This is a genomic window from Alteromonas sp. 07-89-2 (assembly GCF_013113925.1).
GTDB lineage: Bacteria > Pseudomonadota > Gammaproteobacteria > Enterobacterales > Alteromonadaceae > Alteromonas > Alteromonas macleodii.
Genome location: NZ_VTYM01000005.1, coordinates 183,238 through 206,136, shown reverse-complemented (window position 1 = coordinate 206,136; position 22,899 = coordinate 183,238). Strand labels below are relative to the sequence as shown.

Here is a 22,899-nt window from a genome sequence, read left to right as displayed (position 1 = left end):
ATGAAAGGGAATGTCAGAAAGTCTATGACGTGGCTTCATACTTGGAGCTCGGTACTTGTTGGTTGGTTACTCTTTGCTATTTTTTTCACCGGTACGCTGTCGTTTTTTAGAACCGAAATAACCTATTGGATGCAGCCAGAACAACACGCCGCAGTACCCAGCGAAAAGGCGCTAGAGCACGGTTTACGTTATCTTGCGATCAATGCGCCCAATGCAAGTGAATGGCAACTCTCACTACCAGATGCGCGCTCGAATACACTCGACTTGTCGTGGCGCGACGCTAATGCAGGTAACGAGCGTCGTCGAGGTCCACGGGTCATGTTGAACCCGTCCACGGGTGAAGAGATAAAAGTAAGGGAAACGGCCGGTGGCAACTTCCTTTATCGTTTTCATTTCGAGTTATACGGCATAGACAGAACCATTGGACGCTGGATAGTAGGCGTAGTCAGTATGATGATGTTTGTTGCTATTATCAGCGGCGTCATCATGCACAGAAAAATCTTTGCCGATTTCTTTATGTTCAGGCCAAAGAAGAAGCTGCTGAGCTGGATAGATGGGCACGCCATAAGTGCGGTATTAGCACTACCATTTCATATCATGATCACCTTTTCTGGTTTGATTCTATTAGGCGCCACGCTATTGCCTTTTAACAGCGAGGAGCGCGTGCGGCACCGTCCTCAAGGTACAGAAGTACGCCAGAATGTGCAGCAGCAAAATCTAGCTTCACCAGACATTAATGCCTTATTGGCCTTACCCATCTCTTCGATGATTGCTCACGCTGAGCGCACATGGCAGGTGCCGGTTGAAAGCCTTTCTATTACTCACCCGGGTGAAGCTAACGCTCAGTTTACGCTAAGTGGAAACAACAGAACGCAGTTAAGTGCGGGGCGTGGAGGAAGTAGTGCGCTGGTATTTAACGCACAAGGCGAAGTCATTAACGAGCGCCCAGCCTCAGTAGCCGCTAACGCCAGCCAGGCGACGTATAACTATTTGGATATGCTACATCAAGCGCGCTTCGCCGATACCCTCACTCGCTGGTTACTATTTTTTGCCGGTATTCTGGGTACCATTATGGTGGGAACGGGCTCTGTTTTGTGGGTAGTGAAACGGGCAAAGCAGCAGCTTGGAGAGTTTGGTTTTGAATTGGTCAGAGGCAGTAATATAGGAAGCATTGCAGGATTAATGTGTGCGACCGGTGGCTACTTTTGGGTAAATAGACTACTTCCTGCTGATCTAACGTCTCGAAGCTTATGGGAAATTAAGGTCTTTTTCGCAATATGGCTGGTGTGTGTGGTTGCAGGGTTTATTTGGCGAGACAAAAAAGGGTGGGTAATTCAACTTGGCTTTGCAGCAGTGTTGTTTGCGCTTGTCCCTTTGCTTGACCACCTCACATCAGCAACAGGCTTAGATTTCGCGGTTGCAAATGGTGATAGCCTGAGAGTGGGTTTTGACCTTATGTGCATAACACTTGCGGCAGTACTCGGCTATGCTGCTTACCACGTCCAAAAAGCTAAAGCCGTGAAAGCAAAACGGGTGAAAAGCACACCGTCACCTAAGCGAAAAGACAAAGCTCGCCAAGATAAGCCGCAAGGTGACAACAGCGAGGCATTAATATGAGTATCATTCTGGATGTGGTGTTCGCATTTGTGCTTATTTATTTGAGTTTCTTACTACTCTCGCTTGGCAACAAGAAGCATGCCGGTATCACCCGGTTGACCAGCACACCTTCACCATTACTTTTGATTGTGCTTCATAGTTTAGCGTATTTGCTTATGGCAATAAGCCTCATGAACTGCATAGACGTGTGGAAGACCGAAATTGGCGTGGTGGTATGGATAGGGCTTTTACAGCTTGCAAGCGTAATGGTTTCAGCAACGTTTACCTATTTACCTACCCTTTACACCGTGGTGTGTAATTACCTATTGCTTGTCGCTGTTTGGGGGCCTCGTTTACGCGAAAAGTGAAGCAATACTTAAAGGTTGTTGAGCAAAAAATACAATAATGAGAATAAATCTCATTTACATTGAAAAGGGTGGAAATATCTGTATTATTTAGCCCGTTGAATTAATCAATATCACCGAGTAGTACAGAGAGTTAGCAACGAAATTATGAGTTTTTCTTTAGGCGGCATCCGCCAATGGCACTGGATTAGTGGCGCAGTCTGTCTCGTCGGGATGATGTTATTTGCCCTAACGGGGATTACGCTAAATCACGCTGCAGACATTCCAGCGAACAGAACTGTAACGTCAGCTGAATCAAGCTTACCACCGTTGGTTGTCGAACAATTGGTTTCTCTGGACACCGGTGACATAGCCATTCCAAGCGAACTCGTCGCGTTTATGCAGTCGCAAGAGGGTATTTCACTACCTTCATCGGTGACGGGAGAGTGGGATGGTATTGAATTTTATGCCGCTTGGCCTGGACCCGGTGCTGACAGTTGGATAGCAGTAGATGCTGAACTTGGCACAGTGACTTATGAAAACGTTGATAGAGGATGGATATCTTATTTCAATGACCTGCATAAAGGGCGGAATACGGGAAATGCCTGGCGCTGGTTTATCGATATCTTCGCTGTTGCCTGCATTATTTTTAGCGTAACTGGGCTGCAACTATTAATGCGTCACTCGAAAACGCGCGCGTCTACTTGGCCCATTACTACGCTCGGTGTGCTCATCCCGTTTGTCATTATTTTACTGTTTGTGCACTAGCGCGACGCTAGTGGCACTTACCTACACAATTTTAAGGAGTGTTTACATGAAAATGCGAAAAGGCGCAGTTATCGCATCGACTTTATTAAGTATGGCATTTGCCTCTGGCGCTATTCACGCGGCAAGCCAAGCCAAACTTGACGTGGCCTTACCGCAACTTGATGTGGCTGAATATCACAAACCTTATCTTGCCGTGTGGATTGAAGACAGTAAACGCAAGGCTACTCAAGTCGCCGTATGGTACGACGTTGAAATGCGTGAAGACAAAGGGAAAGAGTGGCTTAAAGACTTGCGCCAATGGTGGCGTCGTGGTGGGCGAAGCCTTGATTTGCCTTATGACGGACTTACCAGTGCAACAAAAGGCCCAGGCGATTACAGTATTGATTCGCAGCTAAATAAAGCGTTAGCAGAACTGCCAGAGGGCGATTACACGCTTCGCGTTGAGGCATCACGAGAAGTAGGCGGAAGAGAAGTACTGTCTCTGCCATTTTCATTACCGCTATCTGCTGCGTCACTACCGGTAGAGGTGAAAGGAAATTCAGAACTTGGGCGTGTAGTACTGCGTCTGGAAGACTAATCTGCTGAGGCGCTAATTCAACGCTCACTCAGTAGAGATCCAATAAGAGGACATTATGAAAAAACTATCAGTAAAAGCTTCAGCCATTGCGCTAGCAGCAACACTTGCCGTGTCATTTTCAGCCAGTGCGCATCGCGCGTGGTTACTTCCAAGCTCTACCGTACTATCAGGTGAAGAAGCTTACGTGACGTTTGATGCTGCTATTTCAAATACTATTTTTCACCCTGACCACTTCGCAATGAACGCCAGTAACTTAGTGGTTCAATCGCCAGAAGGTGAAGCCGTAGACGTAGAAAATATGGCACGCGGTAAGTACCGAACCACGTTCGATTTGAAATTAAACAAAGAAGGTACATACAAACTGACGTCTGCCAGCAATGGTATTCGCGCATTTTGGCGAGATGAAGAAGGCAAGCGCAAGATGTGGCCGGGCCGTGGTGAAGAATATAAGCCGGAAGAGTTCGCAACAGCCGTGCCTAAGAAAGCAAAAGATCTCCGCGTAATGCAAAGCTCTCGCCGCGTAGAAACGTTTGTTACTCTTGGTGCGCCATCGAGTAAAGTATTTACGCCTGAAAATGTGGGCTTAGAACTAGTGCCAGTGACTCACCCTAATGATTTGTTCGCCACCGAAACGGCAACGTTTAAGTTACTTATTGACGGTGAGCCTGCGGTTGGCGCCGAGGTGGAAGTTGTGCGCGGTGGTATGCGCTACAGAAATGATCAGGAAACGATTAAAGTCACGTCTGACAAGAATGGTCAGATTGAAATTACATGGCCGCAAGCCGGTATGTACTTTGTAGAAATTGGCTATGAAGACGATAAAGCGCAAAAGCCTGCAACGTCTCGTAACGGTAGCTACTCAGGCACATTTGAAGTACTTCCGCTGTAATAACCGTACGTTATTTCGCAGCTAGGGGCTGTAAACGTTCTTTGAATACTCACAGAGCAACAGCCTCTTAAGTCTCTAGCCATCTCAATACAACGGCATAAAAGTTAAGCACATGACAGAAACACACCGTCTACTCATAGCAATAGTAAGCATTGGCCTGTATATGCTGTGGGTAGCGGTGTTATTTTTTAAACATCGAAAGAAAAACAACTATGCGGTATCAGGCGAGGAGACCCTTGTCGTATACGCAAGCCAAACCGGTACGGCTGAAAAAATTGCCCGCGCAAAGGCCGCGGCGCTATCACAGCAAGAGCAAACGTCGGTCGTGTCCATGGCATCTTTGAAACTCAACACGTTAAGTAGTGTGTCGAAAGTCATTTTTGTTGTGAGTACCTACGGTGAAGGCGAGCCCCCTGATGCGGGTAGAACCTTTAGTAAAGCGCTAAAAAAAGCGTCGTCGAATCAATCTGATTACCTTTCCCATCTGTCTTTTGAAGTGGTGGGATTAGGCGATAAGCAATACGCCGCGTTTTGCCAATTCGCAGTCACGTTGTTTGATAATATCAGTGCACTAGGAGCACGTGCGCTTTCTCCGCTAACGACATTAGATTCAGGGAAAGGTGAGCATTTGTCTTTGCTTGGTTCGTTGCCACAGGATGAACAGCACCCCACCCATGCTTTCACGCTGAAAAACCGGGTTCAATTAAATGAAATAAGTCTAGCTTCTGGCGAGACTTCAAACGAACCCTCTGACCACTCTGAGAGCAAACCTTCAAACCCAGCGTCGCCAGGCCTGTTCGGCTTGTCTTTGAACGTTGACCATTCTAACCATACACAAGAATTACATGAACAATGGGAAGCGGGAGACGTGTTGGAAGTCCTTATTCCTCAGCAAGGGCAGTCACCGATTGTAAGCCGAAGCTACACCATTGCGTCGGTACCACAAGAACACGACGTAAAGCTCGTAGTTCGACAGCTGGTTAAAGACAACGGCCAACTTGGGCTAGGTTCTGGATTACTTACCCGTTCTTTACCTGTATCTCAGCCAGTACAGGCCTACATTCGGAAAAATACCAGCGCTATTATTACTAATACTCAGTGCCCATTGTTATTAATTGCTGCGGGTAGCGGCATTGCGGGGGTACGAGCTCAGCTTGCAAAACGCGCATTGCTTGAGAACGCTGGGCCAGTTTGGATATTTTTTGGCGAACGTCATCCCATGCAAGATGATGTGCTTGATAAAACGCTATCGCCTTTCCAGAATAGTGACTGTATTTTTAAAAAGTCAGTGATTTTCTCCCGACAGAAAGGTGGTGGTTATGTTCAACAGCGTCTTGTTGAGCAGCGAGATGAGGTCAAATCCTTCTTAGGCGATACCGGACAAGTATACGTTTGTGGGCATTTTGAGGGAATGGGCCAAGGCGTTGACATGGCTTTGCAGTCCATACTTGAAGCGCAAGCCTACAATACGTTAGCTGACGAAGGACGTTATCACCGCGACCTTTACTAATGTGGAGAACAGCAGGCAACTAATGTCTGTTTTACGCTTTCCTGTTTCACCGCTGAATCATCGCTAATAAACCTCAAAAGCCCCACAGCTAAATCCCAAACTTTGAGTTAGACTTTAGTCTAATGTGTCAGGCCCTTGCCTTGTCGCATGTTTAAATATGCGCAACAGTACGGTGGGCATACCTTAAATAGGTGTTTTCTTATTCAGGTATGACCTTTCGCCACCGATAATTGGTGTAATGTTTGAACTGAAAATAAGAAAATCAACAGGCTAGGGGCTGCTGACCTTTGTTGTACGTTTAAACCAAAATTCGTACACCAAAGAACAATAGGCCCTAGGGCCTGTCGATAAAACAAATTAGGACGACAGTATGCAGTCTATTGCCATTGTTATACTGGGCATCATCGGAATGTTGCTCGGTTGGTTCGTATATTCGAAGTTTATTGCGAGCCGTATATTTAAGTTGGATGATAGTTTTGTAACACCAGCCCATACAATGAAAGATGGGGTGGACTATGTTCCCACCAATAAAGTTGTATTGTGGGGGCACCATTTCACTTCCGTGGCGGGGGCAGCACCCATCGTGGGTCCAGCGATTGCTGTCTACTGGGGATGGGTTCCTGCGGTACTTTGGGTTGTGTTCGGTACGATATTGTTTGCCGGTGTGCACGATATGGGCGCCTTATGGGCCAGCGCACGCCACAAAGGCAAATCAATGGGCGCGCTGTCTGAGACCGTCATCGGAAAACGCTCTCGTTCACTATTTATGATAGTTATCTTCCTAGTACTCTTAATGGTTAACGCGGTATTTGGCGTGGTTATCGCGAACTCTTTTGTCTCCCAACCCAATGCGGTATTTCCAGCTTGGATGGCAATCGCAGTTGCATTAGTCATAGGTCAATTGCTTAAACGTAATTTCAGCCTCATACCCTTGTGTATTGTGGGGATTATTGTGCTTTACGCATCGGTGTATGCGGGCAGCTATATCCCACTAAGTCTGCCGGAAACCATGTTTGGTTTAGCAGATAAAGCAAATTGGATCATTATCTTATTTATTTACGCCGCTATTGCATCGCTGTTACCAGTTTGGATGCTGTTACAGCCTCGTGATTTCATTAACGGTATGCAGTTACTTGTTGGCTTGTTCCTGCTTTATGGTGCAGTGTTCTTTGCTATGCCGGATATCACGGCGCCAGCATTTAACGCTCAAACCGCTGTCGATTCTCCAAGTCTTATCCCGCTGTTGTTCGTTACTATAGCGTGTGGCGCTGTTTCTGGTTTCCACGGTATTGTGTCTTCAGGTACCAGCTCTAAGCAGCTAGACAAAGAGACCGATGCACGCTTTGTTGGTTACCTAGGCGCGGTCGGTGAAGGTTCACTGGCACTTATTACCATTGTCGCTGTGAGCGGCGTTGCGTTTGCAGCTTCTCCAGAAGAATGGCACGAAGTATACAGCCATTTGGGTGCGGGTAGCGTGGGTGCATTTATCACTGGTGGTGCGAACCTAATTCAGCAGGGTTGGGGGTTGCCGGTAGATTTCTCGTCAACGATCCTTGCGGTAATGGTTGTTCTATTTGCTGGCACCACCATGGATTCGGGTGTGCGTCTGCAGCGCTACATAATCCAAGAATGGGGCGATATCTATTCAATTGGTGCACTTAAGAACGGCGTGGTTGCAACGCTCGTAGCTGTTGGATGTTGTTTATTACTGGCCTTCGGTGCAGGTGGTGCGTCAGGCAGTGGCGGTATGATTATTTGGCCGTTATTCGGTTCTACTAACCAGATACTAGCCAGTTTAACCCTGTTAGTAATCTCGGTTATGCTGATTAAATTAGGTCGACCAGCGAAATATACGCTGATTCCAATGGTGTTTGTACTGATTATGGCCTTCTTTGCTGGGCTTATTAAACTTAAAGAATACTACGTTGAAGGTAACTATCTATTGGTGTTCTTAGACGCAGTAGTACTTATTGTGTCTGTGCTTGTTATGCTTGAAGCTTTTTCTGTGGTGTCAAAACTCAAAAAGGAATCAAAGCTTAAAAAAGAGCAAGCCAACGGATAATTCACTAGCGACAAAAACTTTCATGGTTGACCTCGTGGTTTAAAATCACACTTTCGAGATAGTCAACATTCGGCCAGTGCATTTGTGCTGGCCATTTTTCTTTCCTTTAAAAGCAAAACGCACTCGCATAAATCAGGTTAATCAGTTTTGCTGATTTTCTGTCATACAGCATATCTGTTATTATACTTACCGTTCTAAAACACCGTTATTTTTGTTGTCAAAAGCCACGTTCTTCAAAGTGACCTTTCAACAAAATAACCTGTGAGGCTTTGTGTCAGAAATCATTTTACTTGGACAAAATTTCCTAGCACTTTTCGTTGAATCCGCGCCTTGGTTACTTCTCGGTTTGCTGGTGGCGGGTATCATGCACGAATTGGTACCCGTTTCGTTTTTGGAAAAGCACATGGGCAGTTCATCGTTTGGCTCAATTACAAAGGCCGCGGTTATTGGTGCGCCTTTACCTCTGTGCTCTTGCGGCGTTATCCCAGCGGCACTTGGGCTTAGACGTAGCGGTGCATCTAAATCTTCAACTATCTCATTTTTAGTGTCTACGCCCGAGACTGGCGTAGACAGTGTTTCTGTGTCCTACGCATTGCTTGGACCGTTGTATGCCATTGTTAGACCTATCGCGGCCATTACAAGTGCTATTTATGCTGGATTGATGGTGCGTTTTTTCGCAGAAGCAGAAGAGGCTCAACAACGACAATCAGAGGCGACGCAGTCATCGTGCTGTGGTTCAAAGCAAGCACCTAAACCTGAGCCGCAAATACAGGCCAGCACGTCCTGTTGTTCAAGCGAAAAAACACATGCTCATAACCACGAAAGTACAGACAAGCCTAAACACGAGTCTTCGCCTTCGAAAGTCTCAAGCGTGCTTTCATACGCCAGTGGCAAGTTACTTGAAGACATTGTGATATGGTTACTAGTTGGATTAGCACTTGCCGCGGCAATTAAAACGTGGGTACCCACCGACTTTTTAACGCAATGGGGTGATGGCGTGGTCCCGCCACTAACGTATCAACGATGGGAATGATCAAACAAGAAATGGGCACGCGAACGTTAGTGCTTTACCTTTTCAGTGTTATCTCTGCGAGTATTGGTTTTGGTTACGCACTGAACTACCTAGTATCTTCGTTTTCTTTAGCCTCTATGATCAAAACGCAAAGCCATGTTCATGAGCACGGTGCAGACGTTCAAGTGATTTATGGGCTATGCGCGATTTTATTGGCGGGGTTAATGTTAAGGCTGGGTCTGAAAAAGCTGCAGCAACACCGTCATAACCAAGAGCAACATTCGGCGTGCTGCGGCTAACAGTAGCCCAGCGGATGCCTTTCATAATAAAGCGCTCAAATGATATTCATAGAGCGCTTGTATATCCCGCTCTATTATCCATAATAGTCGTTCAACTTATTAAAATTAAAACGCGTTTAAACCTACAAGGACGCTTGGAATAACTACATGCTTTTACTTATTGTGTACGTCTTCATTGCACTGGGCTTTTCTTTTTTGTGCTCCATTGCAGAGGCTGTGATTCTGAGTGTTTCGTCCGCTTATATCTCTGTTTTAGAGAAAGAGGGCAAAGCCAGTGGTGCGCTACTACGTAAGCAAACCGATAATATAAATACGCCTTTATCAGCAATATTAACGCTGAACACTATTGCTCATACTATGGGGGCTGCCGGGGCAGGTGCGCAAGCGGCAGCAGTATTTGGTGACGCCTATCTAGGCGTTATTTCAGCAGTCCTTACACTCCTTATTCTTATTTTTTCTGAGATTATCCCTAAAACACTTGGTGCAACCTATTGGCGAACACTAGCGCCAGTAACCGCATATTTTCTTAAATACCTTTCAATTGTACTTATGCCGTTCGTTAAAATGTCTGAGCTAATGACGAAAGGCTTTAAAGAAGACAGCCCACTTCGCGGGTTAAGCCGTAGTGAGCTACACGCCATGGCAGAGTTGTCGGGGCAAGAAGGTCAGCTAGCGAATCACGAAGCGGCGTTTCTGCAAAGCTTGTTAAGTTTGCACGAGCTGAAAGTGAAAGATGCGATTACCCACCGCACGGCGCTATTTAAAGTGTCGGAGTCGATGACGGTAGAAGGCTTTTTCCACAAGCACGCCAATATAGAATTTTCTCGTATCCCTGTGTTTGAAGACAGCGACTCAGAAAACATTACCGGCTTTGTGATGCGTTCTGATTTATTGGTGGCACAAGCCAGAGGTAACACTGATAAGCCGCTCTCTGAATACGCAAAAGATATGGTTACCGTGTTAAACACTATGCCGCTGTCAGTCACCTTTGAGCACTTCATCAATAAGCACGTGCATATGTTACTGGTGGTTGACGAGTACGGCGGTTTAGAAGGGGTGCTTACGCTAGAAGACCTGCTCGAACGCTTGCTAGGTGTCGATATCGTAGATGAAAAAGACACCACGGTGAGCATGCGTAGGCTTGCCAAGATGATGATGAAACGCAAAGAACAAATGATGATCAAAAACGTACCCGATGCGTCACTTGAGAGTTCGTCTAAAAAATAGAATTAGCGCCAATTCACTCGTAATGTTTAGCCATTATTAAGGATGATAAATATGAAACAGGATTTATGGAAAAAAGCATTGAGAACAGAATATTCAGCCCGCGAAAATATTGTTAAGCGAATCCAACCATCGCTCGTTTTAGCGGCTTTGCTCGCGACAGGTTTCACGGCAAGTGCAGCTGCACAGGAACTGAGTATCCCATGTGATGATCTTGAAGAAAAAGCGCTCTCTGAATCGAAAGCTGATGAAGTAGAGCGCATAAGTGCATTTACACCAGCGACGCCTTTGAAACGTATCGACCCTAAATACCCATCTCAAGCCATTAGAAAAGGCCGAGAAGGTTGGGTTAGGCTAAGCTACGTTATCGACGAAGAAGGCAGAGTGAAAGACCCTGTTGTAGAAGACTTCTTTGGAAGCCCTTCGTTCAAACGCAGTGCACTGTCAGCGGTTAAGAAATGGCAGTATAATCCCGCGATCAAAGATGGCGAACCTACCCAGCAGTGTCATCAAGCAGTCCAAATGGATTTCGCTATAAGCGGAAAAAGCGGTGCCACACGCAAATTTATTAAAGCTTATAAAGACGCAGACGAGCGCTTTAATGCGGGTGATGTTGACGCGGCTGATGAAGCACTTAAAGAGCTTCTAGGCTGGGATACGCTAAACCGCTATGAAAATACGTGGTTGCTAAACTTGGAGTCTCATATAGCGAGCAAACAAGGCGACGTAGAGAGGGAAGCGCAAAGCCTAACGCGATTACTTGCCAGCAACGGTAGTAAGCGCTTCAATAACATGGTGTTTGATGAAGATTATGTGGCATACGCCCTTCAAAGAAAAATCATACTCGATGCTCAGCGCGGGTATTATGCAGAAGCATTAAAATCCTACACCACACTTCAAGACATGGAAGCGCAAGAAACGCGTATTGGCGAGATCGCGCCGCTAATTAGTCAGATTGAAGAATCTATTGCATCTGAGCAAAACTTAACCGTGCCCGTAACGATAGGAAGTGATGGGAATTGGTTCCATACTCTTGTGCGAAATAAGTTTGCTTTTGGCAACATCCAAGGCGAGCTTGATACCGTTGAAGTCCGTTGTGATACTCATCGAGAAAAATTCACGGTTGCCGAAGCGCATGTCTGGCAAATTCCAAACTCTTGGGGACAGTGTCAGGTGATGGTGAAAGGTGACAGCGAAACAAAGTTTGATTTAATTGAAGTGGCGAAAGGGTAGGACGAACAACAGTCGCTTCGCTACAGAGTTACAGTGAACGCCAGTTGAAATAGTTGCTCTCTATAGTCCTCGTCGGATTGGAAAAAACGCAAATTCTCCTGATGCCCTGAATTTAATTGCCACTCTGTGCTAACGGATAAATAAGCGGTAATGTCGTACCTTACGCTAACGGTAAAGGCGTTACCTCTGCTCCCATTCGGGTCATACATAACATCATCGTTATCTATCACCTGATACCAGTCCCCACGCATGGCTAAAGTTAAATCTTCCCAGCCTAATTGCTTTAGGTTGTATGCCGCACCGATATACGCACTGGAAAAACCGTTGTCTACGATATGCTCTCCCATCAAAGTGTCACCTATTAGCACTTGAGAAAACACCGTTAACCCAGGCCGTGGTAAATATCGCAGTGTTAATGAATGAAAACGCGTATGCCAGGCATAAATGCGGTCTGGGTCAACAATGTTCGGGTCTGCATTATTGTCGTAATAGTAATAACGCAACTCGGCCTTTCTAGCATAAGCTAAGTGAGCTCCTACGTAGTACCCAAACCGATTGTCAATTTCCCTGAAGGGTTCCGTCCATGCCGGTGAGTTTAACTTATCTTCATCGACGACGCCTGGAATGGGGAGGAGGTTTACGCGATCATTATAAACGGACTGCCTGTCGTGAAGGGCAAACCCTCGCCAAGAAAGCAGAGTGCCGGTGGAATCGTTACCTTTGAATACGCTGCCCAATACTTTCCATGACCAGTGGCTTCTTATTTGCCTGCCATTTTGTCGTAGACTTACTTCGATGCCGCCCGTTCTTAGTTCTTCACCCACCCAACTATTAATTGCTGAGTTACTCAGAAAATGAGGCGATAACCAACCCGCGTCGGTATTTTCCGCTGAGAGAGCGGGAAAAAATGCCCCTATTTTTACTTCAGGCTTTATGCTGGATGCGACTAACGGGCGATATTTTAAATAAAGCTCGGAGAATCCAACCTTTTGTTCCCCATCGCTATAGCCATTAATTACGCCAACCGCTGACCAACTATCTGCTAACTTAAAGTCAGCTGTCACTAGGGCATGAGAAAGCTGTATGCCGTTACTTTCATAACGCTGATGGCCGGTTCCCATTTGCTGAAAGCTTCGCGAATCATCTTTTGCCACAAAGCTTGTTCTTACTAGGGCCTTGGTTTCTCCGTGAACCTGAAGTGCTAAACTCGTGCAAAGCAAGCAGACGGTTAAGGCAAAGACATTACGCATTAATAATCGCCAAATCCTTCGTCGAAGTCATCGTCACTGAAAACTGCATCAAGAACAAATTTGTATTCTTGTGAGTTGGTGATATGCAATGTTGAGCTGTTGAATAGTTTCACATCAGGTTGCTGCGGGTGCCAGGTCATAACACTGTACTCGCCTACCGGAAGTGAAACATTCATTACGCCTTCTTCATCGGTTTTTGCGAAAAATGGACTGTCGGTTACCACAATATAGCCCAGCATCCAGTCGTGAATATTGCAGCCAATATCTACAATACCAGCTTGCTCAAAGCGAAGCGGTTCAGCGGTAAACTCCTTGTAGAGTTTTAGCTCAAACTGTTTTGTAGGTGAAAAAGAATACACGTGATGAAAAAGATTATCTGCGTTTGGAAACGAAATATCTGTGCCTGATTGAACAACAAGCACGTGAGGTGCAAATTGTTTATCGATTTGATTCATTATGGCGGGCTCTTCTTCACGCTGTGGTGTTGATGCAAGCGTAAAGTTAGGCGTTAGGGTTAACACCATATCTTTCACAGGCTCCCCATTGGCGTCGCTAACGTATATCGAAATGCTTGGCGTTGCTGATAAGGATGTCTCAGCGGCATGTGCCCATGAAAGTGTCGCGCCGGCTAGTAAGAGAGCGCTCGATGTGAATGTACCTGTGATGAAACTAGTTATGTTGAACGTGCTCGTCCTTCGATGAGGAGTAAAGAAAATAGAAAGCGCAAATGACATGGATTTAATCAATAACGAGTTGTTTTTTGGCATTGTAATTCATTCTTTATAATGGCTTTAGCCTTAGACAGAAAGACAAAGCGCTATGCGTCCATTGTTGACACGAAAGCATATGACTACGTATAGCCTATTTAATACCAATCCGTATAGATAATAACCTATGCGGACTGGTATAAGGTATGAGCTCGGCTTTCGCTATCGATGTAGCAAAGTTTATTAGACTCTAACTATAGACCGAGTTGGGCGTTTTTTTCATTCATTTACATCAAAGGAAAGCGCGCGCTGACGACGACACCTGTACTATCCTTCCGATTGAATAAAGATAACTGACCTTTGTGGAAGGTCATTATGATGTTGGCAATATAAAGTCCCAGCCCCAAGTGCGGTGAAGAGGCATTTTGCACATCGTTTTCTTTTCTCACCGACACCATAGACTGAAGCAACTGAGACCTCATTCCTTCAGGAAGAAGCGGCCCGGTATTACTAATGGTTAACTCAGCTTGCTTGTCCTTAACCGTAATACTGACTTGGATTTCACTTTCTTTTTCACTGAAATCTACGGCGTTAGCGATAATTTTATCGAACATTTGCGCAGTAAGTTCGGGTGAGCCAAGTATGCGCGCAGTATCAGCATTGTGGGTAAAACTAAAGCGTCGATGGCTATAGGCATGTTCGTAACCAGCAATACACCCAGATATCACCTTAACTAAGTCGAATGGCTCTAAATCTTCTTGTTGAATGGCCTGCTCTAATCGGGTGGCTTCACTCATACTATTTAATATGGTGCTTAGGCGGTTCACCCCTGATTGCGCCCTCTCAACAAAAACAGCTTGTTGGTCGGCATCATCCACCTGAGTCAGCATATCCAGCGACGATTTTACCACGGCAATGGGCGTTCTAAGTTCGTGAGACAAGCGGGATGCCATGTTTTCTAAATAGGAGTTGTACTGCTGTAACCGCGAAAGCACATCCGCAAATGAACGGGATAAATCACCAATTTCATCACGCTGATTGGATACCGGCAGGGTTCCAATGATTTTGCCATTATCATCTATCACCGCTTCGGTGTTATCGCGAAGGGACCGAATGCGGTTTGAAATTCGCGTAGCGAACAGCAGTAACCCTAATGTACCTATGGTCATCACCGCTAAAATCACGTGAAAGAGCTGTTCTAACGCCCGGTTCCGCAACGTACGAATACCATTGGTGGTTTGCTCTACAATAACTGCACCCATTACGTTGCCTTCAATAAAAATGGGGTAGGCAGCGGAAAGTACTATGGCTTTATTATCGGGTGACAAACGCCATAGTGAATCGGGTTGGCCATTCAGCGCCGTGCCTAAATCCTGCCCTACCAATGCATAAGCATCGTCTAGCTCGTCAATAAAGTCGGCAGGTGGCCGCGTAAGAATCTGATAATAAAGTGGAAGTAACCACTCACTTTCAACCCAGTGCCAAATTGCATTTGAAGAGGTTTCTTTTTCATCTACCTCAATGCCTGTGGCCGATTGAATGTCACCAGCGCGAGCGAGTACCCGTTTGTGCTTATCTACAACCCACACCCGTGAATCGGCATATTTTAAACCTGCCAGAATACGCTCGATTTCAGGGGAAGGGGTGATAACAGTACCTAATTCAGCGAGCTCTTTTGTATTCGCCGTACCTAACGCGTACTGCTTCAATCGACTTGCCTTGTCGTCTACATCGACAATTGAAAATGCCAAGCCGCCTGTGGTCATAGATAGCGGAAAGCGCAGTTCAATGTTGTAGCCCGTGGCAGTCTCTTGCCATCGGCCTTGAATAGAGAGCGCGTTCTCTACAGCCCGAGTTGTCGTTGTGTTATCTGCCAGCTTGTACGCATTTACCCAGCCACTTTCATAAGGAGCGACAACATACCTTGCTAATTCTCCCTGTGGAGTTTCCATGCCCACAAGCAGGTGGTCGCCAGTCTCCACGCTTAAACTATTGGGTTGCCGCCACAGCAGTACGTCATCACTGACTTCAAACATGGCATACAAAAATTGACCGTAGCGCCCCACCATATGCTTGAACGATAAGCTGGTAGGTTCTCCCGCGTAGCCATTGTAGTACTCAATAACTTCGCCACTGCCATACTCACTCATTAACTCGCTGACTTGCTGCCAGTCGTTAAGTTCGCCATCAAGTCGAATGGGGGACGGGATAGGTGGCGCGTAAAGATCTGTTCCAGGGCGCACGTCTTGAAGATACGCCGATTGGCTATCAAATAAAGCGGGACGCTCGTGGAGGGCAGTGGCAACAGCTCGCGCCGTGCCAATCATGGTTTGCTCTTGACCGTTTCGCAGATACTGTTCAAGCTCCCACACATAGTTATAACCTAAGTAGGGTATGGTGAATAAGAACAGCGACAGCACCATAAGCTGCAGGCGTATTGAAAAGCGAAATCCCATGTTTTTAGTCGGTTGCCCTTATCATTTAATCAGATGAAACGTGGTCTTTGTCGAAAGCCAGCTATAGCTGCCAGCGATATCCCATGCCGTACACGGTGTCTATATGATCGAAGTTTGGGTCAAGCTGCACAAACTTTTTACGCATACGTTTGATATGCGAAGTAATGGTGGTGTCGTCTACCACCATTCTGGACTCATCCATTAGCTGTTGGCGGCTTTTCACATGACCAGGGCGCTTAATGAGCGCATGCAGCATCCAAAACTCTGTTACCGTCAACAAAACGGGTTGGTTTTGCCAGCTTACCGTCATTCTCGACACGTCTACTTTTAAGTCGCCCACTTTTAGCTCATCTTTTTGCTCTGTGGGGGCAGCAAGTAAGTCTGTACGCCTGAACAAGGCTGCAATGCGTGCTAGCAGGTGAGCCATGCTGATATCTTTAGTCAGGTAGTCATCCGCGCCCATTCTAAGGCCGCTGATAGTATCTACGTCGTTATCTCGCGCAGTAAAAAAGATGATAGGTAGGGTTTGTGATAGGCCTCGCAGTTGCTGGCACAGCATAAAGCCCCCCTCAATTTCATCTTTCAAACCAATATCGATAATGGCTAGGTCGGGTAGGGTGTGGTTAAACGCTTCAGCAGCAGAAGGCCTGTCCTCATAGGCATTCACGCTATAGCCCTGCGCTTTAAGCGCCATAATGTAATTTTCGCGAATGGCCGCGTCATCTTCCACTAATGCAATTGTCTTTGGCATACATTAACCCGCAAATATAATTCTGATAGAGCGCACACTATACCTATGATTGACAGCTATTGCCTAAGTTCGGCATAAAATCCTCAAGCCTGCCTCATTTACGCCATATTTGAGGGGCTTATCGTGAACTTTATCTTTGGCGGCAGCCCCACACAACGTCCCCAAGCGCGGATTAATAAAACGCTTGGAGTGCAGTTTCACGTGCTAAATCTATAGGAAAGCTAAATCACCACCACATTTCCACAATTACGCGCTTTTTTTGCCATGAATAACGGGTTTAATAGTATTTGTCCGTCGAGTTTAGCGCACTGCTTTTTTTAAGTGCTAAGCAAGCTAGGCGGATTGCACTGTAGAAGCCTCTTCAAAGACTAGGAGAGGGGAAACAGTGCCGTGGAAGCGGTAAGGCTGAACTTCTACGTAAAAGTCTCAATTATCTATTCAGACTGGTATTAAGCTACCCTTTGCGCTGCGTACTACCCCAACGGTACGCGGCGCTTTTTTATTGGGGTTGAAAAAAGGCGTTTTCGCTCTCACTTAGAAGACGAAAGGTTAAACTGTTTAAAGCAACCACTAAACGCGAGTGTATTCATTTAATAGCATGAACTAGGTTACACTTCGTTGGTTGTAAGTTGTTAGCGACAGATAACTGCATCTCACTAAAGCTAATTAGGGCGTGCTGACCTTTGGTGTGCATCAAAGGTCAATACGTCTTAGTGATCACACTCTCACTACGGGCAAATCATGAAAGCGTTGGACATTAAAGGGTTAACCAAAACCTACAAAGGTGGCGTACAGGCACTAAAAGGCGTCGACCTTACAGTACAAGAAGGAGACTTCTTTGCATTACTTGGCCCAAATGGGGCGGGTAAATCTACCACTATTGGTATTATCAGTTCACTTGTAAACCAAACAAATGGCAGTGTGTCGGTGTTTGGTTATGACCTCACAACGCAAAAAGAGCAAGCCAAAGCCTGCATTGGTCTGGTGCCACAAGAGTTCAATTTCAACCAGTTTGAAACTGTACTGCAAATTGTATTGAATCAGGCAGGTTACTACGGTGTGCCGCGCAGTATTGCGAAAGAGCGCGCTAAAAAATACCTTGCCCAGCTTGACCTGTGGGAAAAACGCGATGCCCGCGCGCGTGAGCTATCGGGTGGTATGAAGCGAAGACTGATGATTGCTCGAGCACTCATGCATGAGCCGAAATTGCTTATTTTAGATGAGCCAACCGCGGGCGTAGATATTGAAATTCGCCGCTCTATGTGGGGCTTCTTAGAAGAGATTAATCGTCAGGGGATCACGATTATCCTCACTACCCACTATCTTGAAGAAGCAGAAATGTTGTGTCGCAATATCGCCATTATTAACAAGGGCACCATTGTCGAGAACACCAGCATGAAAGCTTTATTGTCTAAACTAAGCCTAGAAACCTTTGTGTTGGATATCAAAATTCCAGATGGTGTGTCGAATACGGACAACCTACTAATGGGTTTTGAACACCGTTTGATTGACGACCATACCCTTGAAGTTGATGTTGAGAAAACGGAAGGATTGAACCCGGTTTTCACCCAGCTAAGTGAAAAGAGTATTCAAGTAATGAGCATGCGCAATAAATCAAATCGCCTTGAAGAGCTATTTGTGCGTTTAGTTGAATCAGCGAAGCAAGCTGGCTAAACCCACAGCAGGTAAAGGTGAAAAACATGAAAACTGAAAGTACACAAATGAACACAGAAGAAAACGTGGGTTGGTTTAAGCAAAACTATGTGGCGCTAACCACTATTTGGATAAAAGAATGCACGCGCTTTTTGCGCATATGGGTACAAACCCTTGTGCCGCCAGCTATTACAATGAGTTTGTACTTCGTGATATTCGGTAGCCTCATCGGCAACCGTATTGGCGAAATGGGCGGCTTTACTTACATGGAGTTTATTGTGCCCGGCCTTATTATGATGTCGGTGATCACAAACTCCTACGCCAACGTGTCCTCTTCATTTTTTAGTGCTAAATTTCAGCGCAACATTGAAGAGCTGTTGGTGTCACCAGTACCCACTTCGGTCATCATTCTTGGGTATGTGGGCGGCGGCGTGGCCCGCGCCATACTGATAGGTATTATTGTTACCTTAGTGTCGCTATTTTTCGTTGATGTTCAAATCCATCACCTCGGCATTATTGCGCTCACTTTGCTGCTTACCTCTACCTTGTTCGCAACGGCAGGCTTAATTAATGCAGTGTTTGCGAAAACTTTTGATGATATTAGCGTAGTTCCAACGTTTGTATTAACACCGTTAACTTACTTAGGTGGTGTGTTTTATTCACTTACCCTATTGCCTGAATTCTGGCAGTGGGTGAGTAAGGCGAACCCTGTTGTGTATATGGTCAACGGGTTTCGTTATGGCTTCTTAGGGGTCTCTGACGTAAATGTAACCTTGTCGCTTGCCTTGTTAGTGGGCTTTAATGCACTGCTATTTGGTGTGGCGTACTACCTACTTAAAACGGGTAAAGGTATTCGTAGCTAATGGCCAGCGGTAATTCTAGAGAAATCACAACATCGCAGGTAGGTATTCACGATAAGTTAGACGATTTAGTGAAAAAGTACCAAGCGAGTGAAAATAAGCGACCGATTAGCGACCATACACAAGCCGCGTTTGATGATGTCAGCGCGTGGCTTGATGGCTTTAGCGGCGAGATCATTTTAGATTCATGCTGCGGCGTTGGCGAAAGTACGGCGAATATTGCAAGAGCAAACCCCGATGCGCGTGTTATCGGTATCGATAAGTCGGCGCTGCGGGTGGATAAACATGAACATTACAGTGCACAGCAAGATAACTATCGGGTCATTCGTGCCGATGTGAACGACTTTTGGCGCTTAGTAAAGCAGTCTAATTGGAACGTGACTCAGCACTTTCTGCTGTATCCCAACCCCTATCCTAAAAAAACGCAGGTTCAAAAGCGCTGGCACGGTAGTGCGGCCATGGTGGACCTGATGGCGATCACTCCAAATATTGAAGTGCGTAGCAACTGGCTTATTTATCTAATGGAATTTGCGCAAGCGGCTAAACATTACGGCATGGTATCTGATTTATCTGAAGTTACTGGCGATGATCACATGACGCCGTTTGAGCGAAAGTACCGAGGGAGCGGTCAATCGTGCTGGCAGCTTAACTGCCGTAGCGAAGAAAGCTGAGTCTGCTATAGCAGCAAGAAATACTGAAAGCTGATAAAAGTGGGGTGAGATGAAAATCTCGCCCCGTTTGTTATTCAAATTTTTATATTTCGCTTGTTAATGGCGCGCAGTGGCACTTCGCACATTCGCCATGGGCGGACTAAACACATATCCCTGTGCATAACGAATGGGCAGGCGTTTTACGCGTTCTAGATGCGCCTCATCTTCTACGTGCTCGGCAATAGTGCTTACTCCATGGCGTTCACATAGCGACAGCAGATAGTCTACATATTCCCTCACTGCCTCTTGTTCGTCATAGTGTTTAATTAGCCCGCCAGCGAGCTTAATCCCCCGAACCGGCAAGTTCATAAGCGCTCGTATGTTACCTGGGCATGATCCAACGTTATCGATGAAAACGCCCAGCCCCACATGCATGCTTTTTTCGATAAATGCGGTAAGGCTTTTCGGATTGGATAGGGCAGTAGAAGCACTTACTTCTATACTTACACGCTCCGGCGTGGGATAGCTTGCTAAATGGGTGATGAGGGTATTAGTAAGCTCTACATTGTGAAGGTCATTGGCAGTGATATTGATGTTCCAAGGGATATTAACGTCGTGAAAATAGCTGGCACATTGCACAAACATGCTCGCTGCAAGCGTATTTACGTGTTGTTCGCGCTCTATAAGGTAGAGAAATTCGCTAGGTAAAAAAGTCTTATCACCTCGGGTTATCAAGCGTGCCAGGCACTCGTAGCGCCATACTCCTTGGCTTTGTAAGTCAACGATGGGTTGAAAATAAGGCACGATATCATCGATAGAGAAATCCTCGGAAATTTCACGAATGGGCATAAACAGACCCCCTTGCTTTGAAGCAGTACTTTATCGCAGCTATGAATGCTTGAATGTGAGTTCAATGGCTACTTAGGCTCGCAATTAGAAGATGGAAAACCAATACGAGAGACCCGTGTTGGTACTATTCATAAATTAAATATAGTAGAGACTGATAAAATTTGCGGTACAAAATTCGGGGGAATTCGTTTAAATACGTGTGCAGAGTTAACCGCTTCATAAGTTTTTTGCATGTAATAAAACGTTAATAGTCGCTTAAATGCCGTGCGCTAACCCTTGGCGAGCATTGCAATCTGATGTAAAGTGCGACACCCTGAAAGTATTGTGATAAGTTTTCAGGTTTGGCAACGAATGGACCGCGTCAACGCGCATTAGCCCAGCCGATGTACCGTTAAGGGATATGTTGGATAAATAGCTGCACCAGTCACAAAGTAATTGTGTCGAATGCTAGTTGGCTAAAAGGAAAAGTAAGTGTCAGGCCGGTGTCCTACAAAACCGCCTGTTGATTTCGCCCAATAAATGTAAGCGAAATGTGTGATTGTTTTAAGTATGAGGTGTGTTGAGTGGGTGAAGCGCAAGTTAGTTTAGAGCACCTGTTTAGGGTCTTTACCAAGCCTGAACACAAAGACTCAAAGCTGGCTCAAATAGAGCAGCATTTATCTGACAATATCTTAGATTTTTTGTCGCAGCACGTAGTGACAAAAAAGACGTCGTTAGAAGAAATTGAAAAAGACTTTTCAGACTCCAAAGTGCCTGAGTCACCCGAGTTTGTGTCTACTCATGCTGAAAGCTTGTTAGATAAGCTTGTTGCGCATTCAGTTAATACTTACTCGCCTACCTTTATTGGTCACATGACCTCAGCGTTGCCCTATTTTCACCTGCCGCTTTCTAAGTTAATGGTAGGGCTTAACCAGAACTTGGTTAAAATAGAAACTTCTAAAGCTTTCACGCCGCTAGAACGTCAAGTATTGGGCATGATGCACAACCTTGTGTACGATCAGCCTCAAAGCTTTTACGACAACCATCTACACAGTGCGGCCCATTCTTTGGGGGCATTTTGCTCTGGCGGAACCATTGCCAACATCACCGCATTATGGGTGGCTCGCAACAAATTACTTGGCCCACAAAAAGGGTTTTCAGGCGTGGCTAAAGCAGGTCTTGCCGCAGCCTATCGTCACTACGACATTAACAATTTAGGCGTGATGTGCAGTAAACGTGGGCATTACTCGCTGTCAAAGGCTGTGGATGTATTGGGGCTAGGTCGTGAACAATTATTAACTGTGCCCGCGCCAAAACAAACCCTAGACCCAGCAAAAGCCCTTCGCATTGGTAAACGTTATCAAGAGGAAGGCAATAAACTTCTGGCGATTGTTGGGGTAGGCGGCACCACTGAAACAGGGCATGTAGACCCGCTAGACGAGCTTGCTGACGTAGCCAAAGAGCTAGGCTGCTGGTTCCATGTAGACGCAGCCTGGGGCGGCGCTACGCTATTCTCGGTGCGCTATCGCGACAGATTAAAGGGAATAGAGCGAGCAGACTCTGTCACTATTGATGCGCATAAGCAAATGTACGTGCCAATGGGCGCAGGAATGGCGCTTTTCAAAGACCCACAAAATGCCAATGCGGTAAGACATCACGCGCAATATATTTTGCGTGCAGGCTCTAAAGACTTAGGTGCTACCACGCTGGAAGGCTCCCGAAACGGTATGGCCATGATGGTGTACTCGGCGCTACATATATTCGGTCGCAAAGGGTACGAGCTACTTATTGATCGCAGCATTGATAAAGCCAAAGACTTTGCGCAGATGATTGATAAAGCCCAAGACTTTGAATTGACGACCACACCTATTCTATCACTGTTGACCTATCGCGTTTGTCCCGCTGAAGTGCAGGAAAAGCTGAAGCATGTGAATGCTAAAACCCGCAACGCTATTAATGAGAAGGTTGACGCCCTTGTTGTTGCGGTACAAAAGCAGCAGCGTGAAGCAGGTAAGTCTTTTGTGTCTCGTACTCGCCTGGAAGCGCCTGATTACCCTTCCCAGTGTATTACCGTGTTTCGCGTAGTGTTAGCGAATCCGCTTACTAGCCATAACGACTTGGCCGCGATTTTGGCTGAGCAACACTTAATTGCGAAAGAGACACAGGCTTGGAAAGAGCTAATGGATTTCGTTCGCGAAACAGAAACCGTTGCGTCTTAACCGCGAACTTT

General features: G+C 46.0%; 18 protein-coding genes and 1 pseudogene. 14 read left to right on the top strand and 5 right to left on the bottom strand.

What is annotated here, in order from left to right; all coding sequences use genetic code 11:
* The 10 genes and pseudogenes from F0261_RS05840 (at window position 1) to F0261_RS05795 (ending at window position 11,514) form a co-directional block, all read left to right on the top strand.
* Complete coding sequence (locus tag F0261_RS05840) at window positions 1–1,617, top strand: PepSY domain-containing protein (RefSeq protein ID WP_253819197.1); 1,617 nt, start codon at window positions 1–3, stop codon at window positions 1,615–1,617.
* Window positions 1,614–1,964 carry a DUF3325 domain-containing protein gene (locus tag F0261_RS05835; RefSeq protein ID WP_171337440.1) on the top strand — a complete coding sequence of 117 codons (351 nt, stop codon included), beginning with the start codon at window positions 1,614–1,616 and terminating at the stop codon, window positions 1,962–1,964. The genes F0261_RS05840 and F0261_RS05835 overlap by 4 nt, the downstream gene beginning before the upstream one ends.
* A 144-nt stretch (window positions 1,965–2,108) precedes the next feature.
* A complete protein-coding gene (locus F0261_RS05830) occupies window positions 2,109–2,708 on the top strand; it encodes a PepSY-associated TM helix domain-containing protein (protein ID WP_039227019.1) in 600 nt (199 codons plus the stop codon).
* 46 nt (window positions 2,709–2,754) lie between these two features.
* Window positions 2,755–3,285 (top strand): DUF2271 domain-containing protein, encoded by a 531-nt coding sequence (locus F0261_RS05825; RefSeq protein WP_171337439.1) that lies wholly within the window; start codon window positions 2,755–2,757, stop codon window positions 3,283–3,285.
* A gap of 55 nt (window positions 3,286–3,340) precedes the next feature.
* Window positions 3,341–4,174, top strand: coding sequence for a DUF4198 domain-containing protein (locus tag F0261_RS05820; protein ID WP_171337438.1), 834 nt, complete (start codon window positions 3,341–3,343; stop codon window positions 4,172–4,174).
* A gap of 112 nt (window positions 4,175–4,286) precedes the next feature.
* Complete coding sequence (locus F0261_RS05815) at window positions 4,287–5,684, top strand: flavodoxin domain-containing protein (RefSeq protein WP_171337437.1); 1,398 nt, start codon at window positions 4,287–4,289, stop codon at window positions 5,682–5,684.
* A 370-nt stretch (window positions 5,685–6,054) separates the two neighbouring features.
* Complete coding sequence (locus F0261_RS05810) at window positions 6,055–7,746, top strand: carbon starvation protein A (protein WP_014951015.1); 1,692 nt, start codon at window positions 6,055–6,057, stop codon at window positions 7,744–7,746.
* A 271-nt stretch (window positions 7,747–8,017) separates the two neighbouring features.
* Window positions 8,018–9,057, top strand: a pseudogene (locus tag F0261_RS05805) (permease).
* A 147-nt stretch (window positions 9,058–9,204) separates the two neighbouring features.
* Window positions 9,205–10,284 (top strand): CNNM domain-containing protein, encoded by a 1,080-nt coding sequence (locus F0261_RS05800; RefSeq protein WP_014951013.1) that lies wholly within the window; start codon window positions 9,205–9,207, stop codon window positions 10,282–10,284.
* A 51-nt stretch (window positions 10,285–10,335) separates the two neighbouring features.
* Window positions 10,336–11,514 carry an energy transducer TonB gene (locus F0261_RS05795; RefSeq protein WP_171337436.1) on the top strand — a complete coding sequence of 393 codons (1,179 nt, stop codon included), beginning with the start codon at window positions 10,336–10,338 and terminating at the stop codon, window positions 11,512–11,514.
* Window positions 11,515–11,534: 20 nt separating this feature from the next.
* Here F0261_RS05795 and F0261_RS05790 read toward each other — a convergent pair whose 3' ends face one another.
* The 4 genes from F0261_RS05790 to pdsR all read right to left on the bottom strand — a co-directional run bounded on the left by F0261_RS05790 (window position 11,535) and on the right by pdsR (window position 16,678).
* Complete coding sequence (locus F0261_RS05790) at window positions 11,535–12,764, bottom strand: hypothetical protein (RefSeq protein WP_014980501.1); 1,230 nt, start codon at window positions 12,762–12,764, stop codon at window positions 11,535–11,537.
* A complete protein-coding gene (locus F0261_RS05785; protein ID WP_014980500.1) occupies window positions 12,764–13,531 on the bottom strand; it encodes a methylamine utilization protein in 768 nt (255 codons plus the stop codon). The genes F0261_RS05790 and F0261_RS05785 overlap by 1 nt, the downstream gene beginning before the upstream one ends.
* Before the next feature lie 227 nt (window positions 13,532–13,758).
* Complete coding sequence (gene pdsS / locus F0261_RS05780) at window positions 13,759–15,927, bottom strand: proteobacterial dedicated sortase system histidine kinase (RefSeq protein WP_014980499.1); 2,169 nt, start codon at window positions 15,925–15,927, stop codon at window positions 13,759–13,761.
* 61 nt (window positions 15,928–15,988) lie between these two features.
* Window positions 15,989–16,678, bottom strand: coding sequence for a proteobacterial dedicated sortase system response regulator (gene pdsR / locus F0261_RS05775; RefSeq protein WP_014951008.1), 690 nt, complete (start codon window positions 16,676–16,678; stop codon window positions 15,989–15,991).
* 741 nt (window positions 16,679–17,419) lie between these two features.
* Here pdsR and F0261_RS05770 point away from each other — a divergent pair.
* From F0261_RS05770 to F0261_RS05760, 3 genes are read left to right on the top strand one after another with little or no spacing between them, the layout of a single operon-like run.
* Complete coding sequence (locus F0261_RS05770) at window positions 17,420–18,352, top strand: ABC transporter ATP-binding protein (protein WP_014980498.1); 933 nt, start codon at window positions 17,420–17,422, stop codon at window positions 18,350–18,352.
* A gap of 26 nt (window positions 18,353–18,378) precedes the next feature.
* Entirely contained in the window at window positions 18,379–19,194 is an 816-nt protein-coding gene (locus F0261_RS05765) for an ABC transporter permease (RefSeq protein ID WP_014980497.1), read from the top strand.
* Window positions 19,194–19,862 carry a tRNA (guanosine(46)-N(7))-methyltransferase TrmB gene (locus F0261_RS05760; protein ID WP_168533207.1) on the top strand — a complete coding sequence of 223 codons (669 nt, stop codon included), beginning with the start codon at window positions 19,194–19,196 and terminating at the stop codon, window positions 19,860–19,862. Before F0261_RS05765 ends, F0261_RS05760 begins: the two co-directional genes overlap by 1 nt.
* Window positions 19,863–19,958: 96 nt before the next feature.
* Here F0261_RS05760 and F0261_RS05755 read toward each other — a convergent pair whose 3' ends face one another.
* A complete protein-coding gene (locus F0261_RS05755) occupies window positions 19,959–20,690 on the bottom strand; it encodes an EAL domain-containing protein (RefSeq protein ID WP_014951004.1) in 732 nt (243 codons plus the stop codon).
* Window positions 20,691–21,253: 563 nt separating this feature from the next.
* Here F0261_RS05755 and panP point away from each other — a divergent pair.
* The gene (panP, locus tag F0261_RS05750) at window positions 21,254–22,888 is read left to right on the top strand and encodes a pyridoxal-dependent aspartate 1-decarboxylase PanP (RefSeq protein ID WP_171337435.1); all 1,635 of its coding nucleotides are present in this window, start codon (window positions 21,254–21,256) and stop codon (window positions 22,886–22,888) included.
* Window positions 22,889–22,899: the final 11 nt, after the last annotated feature.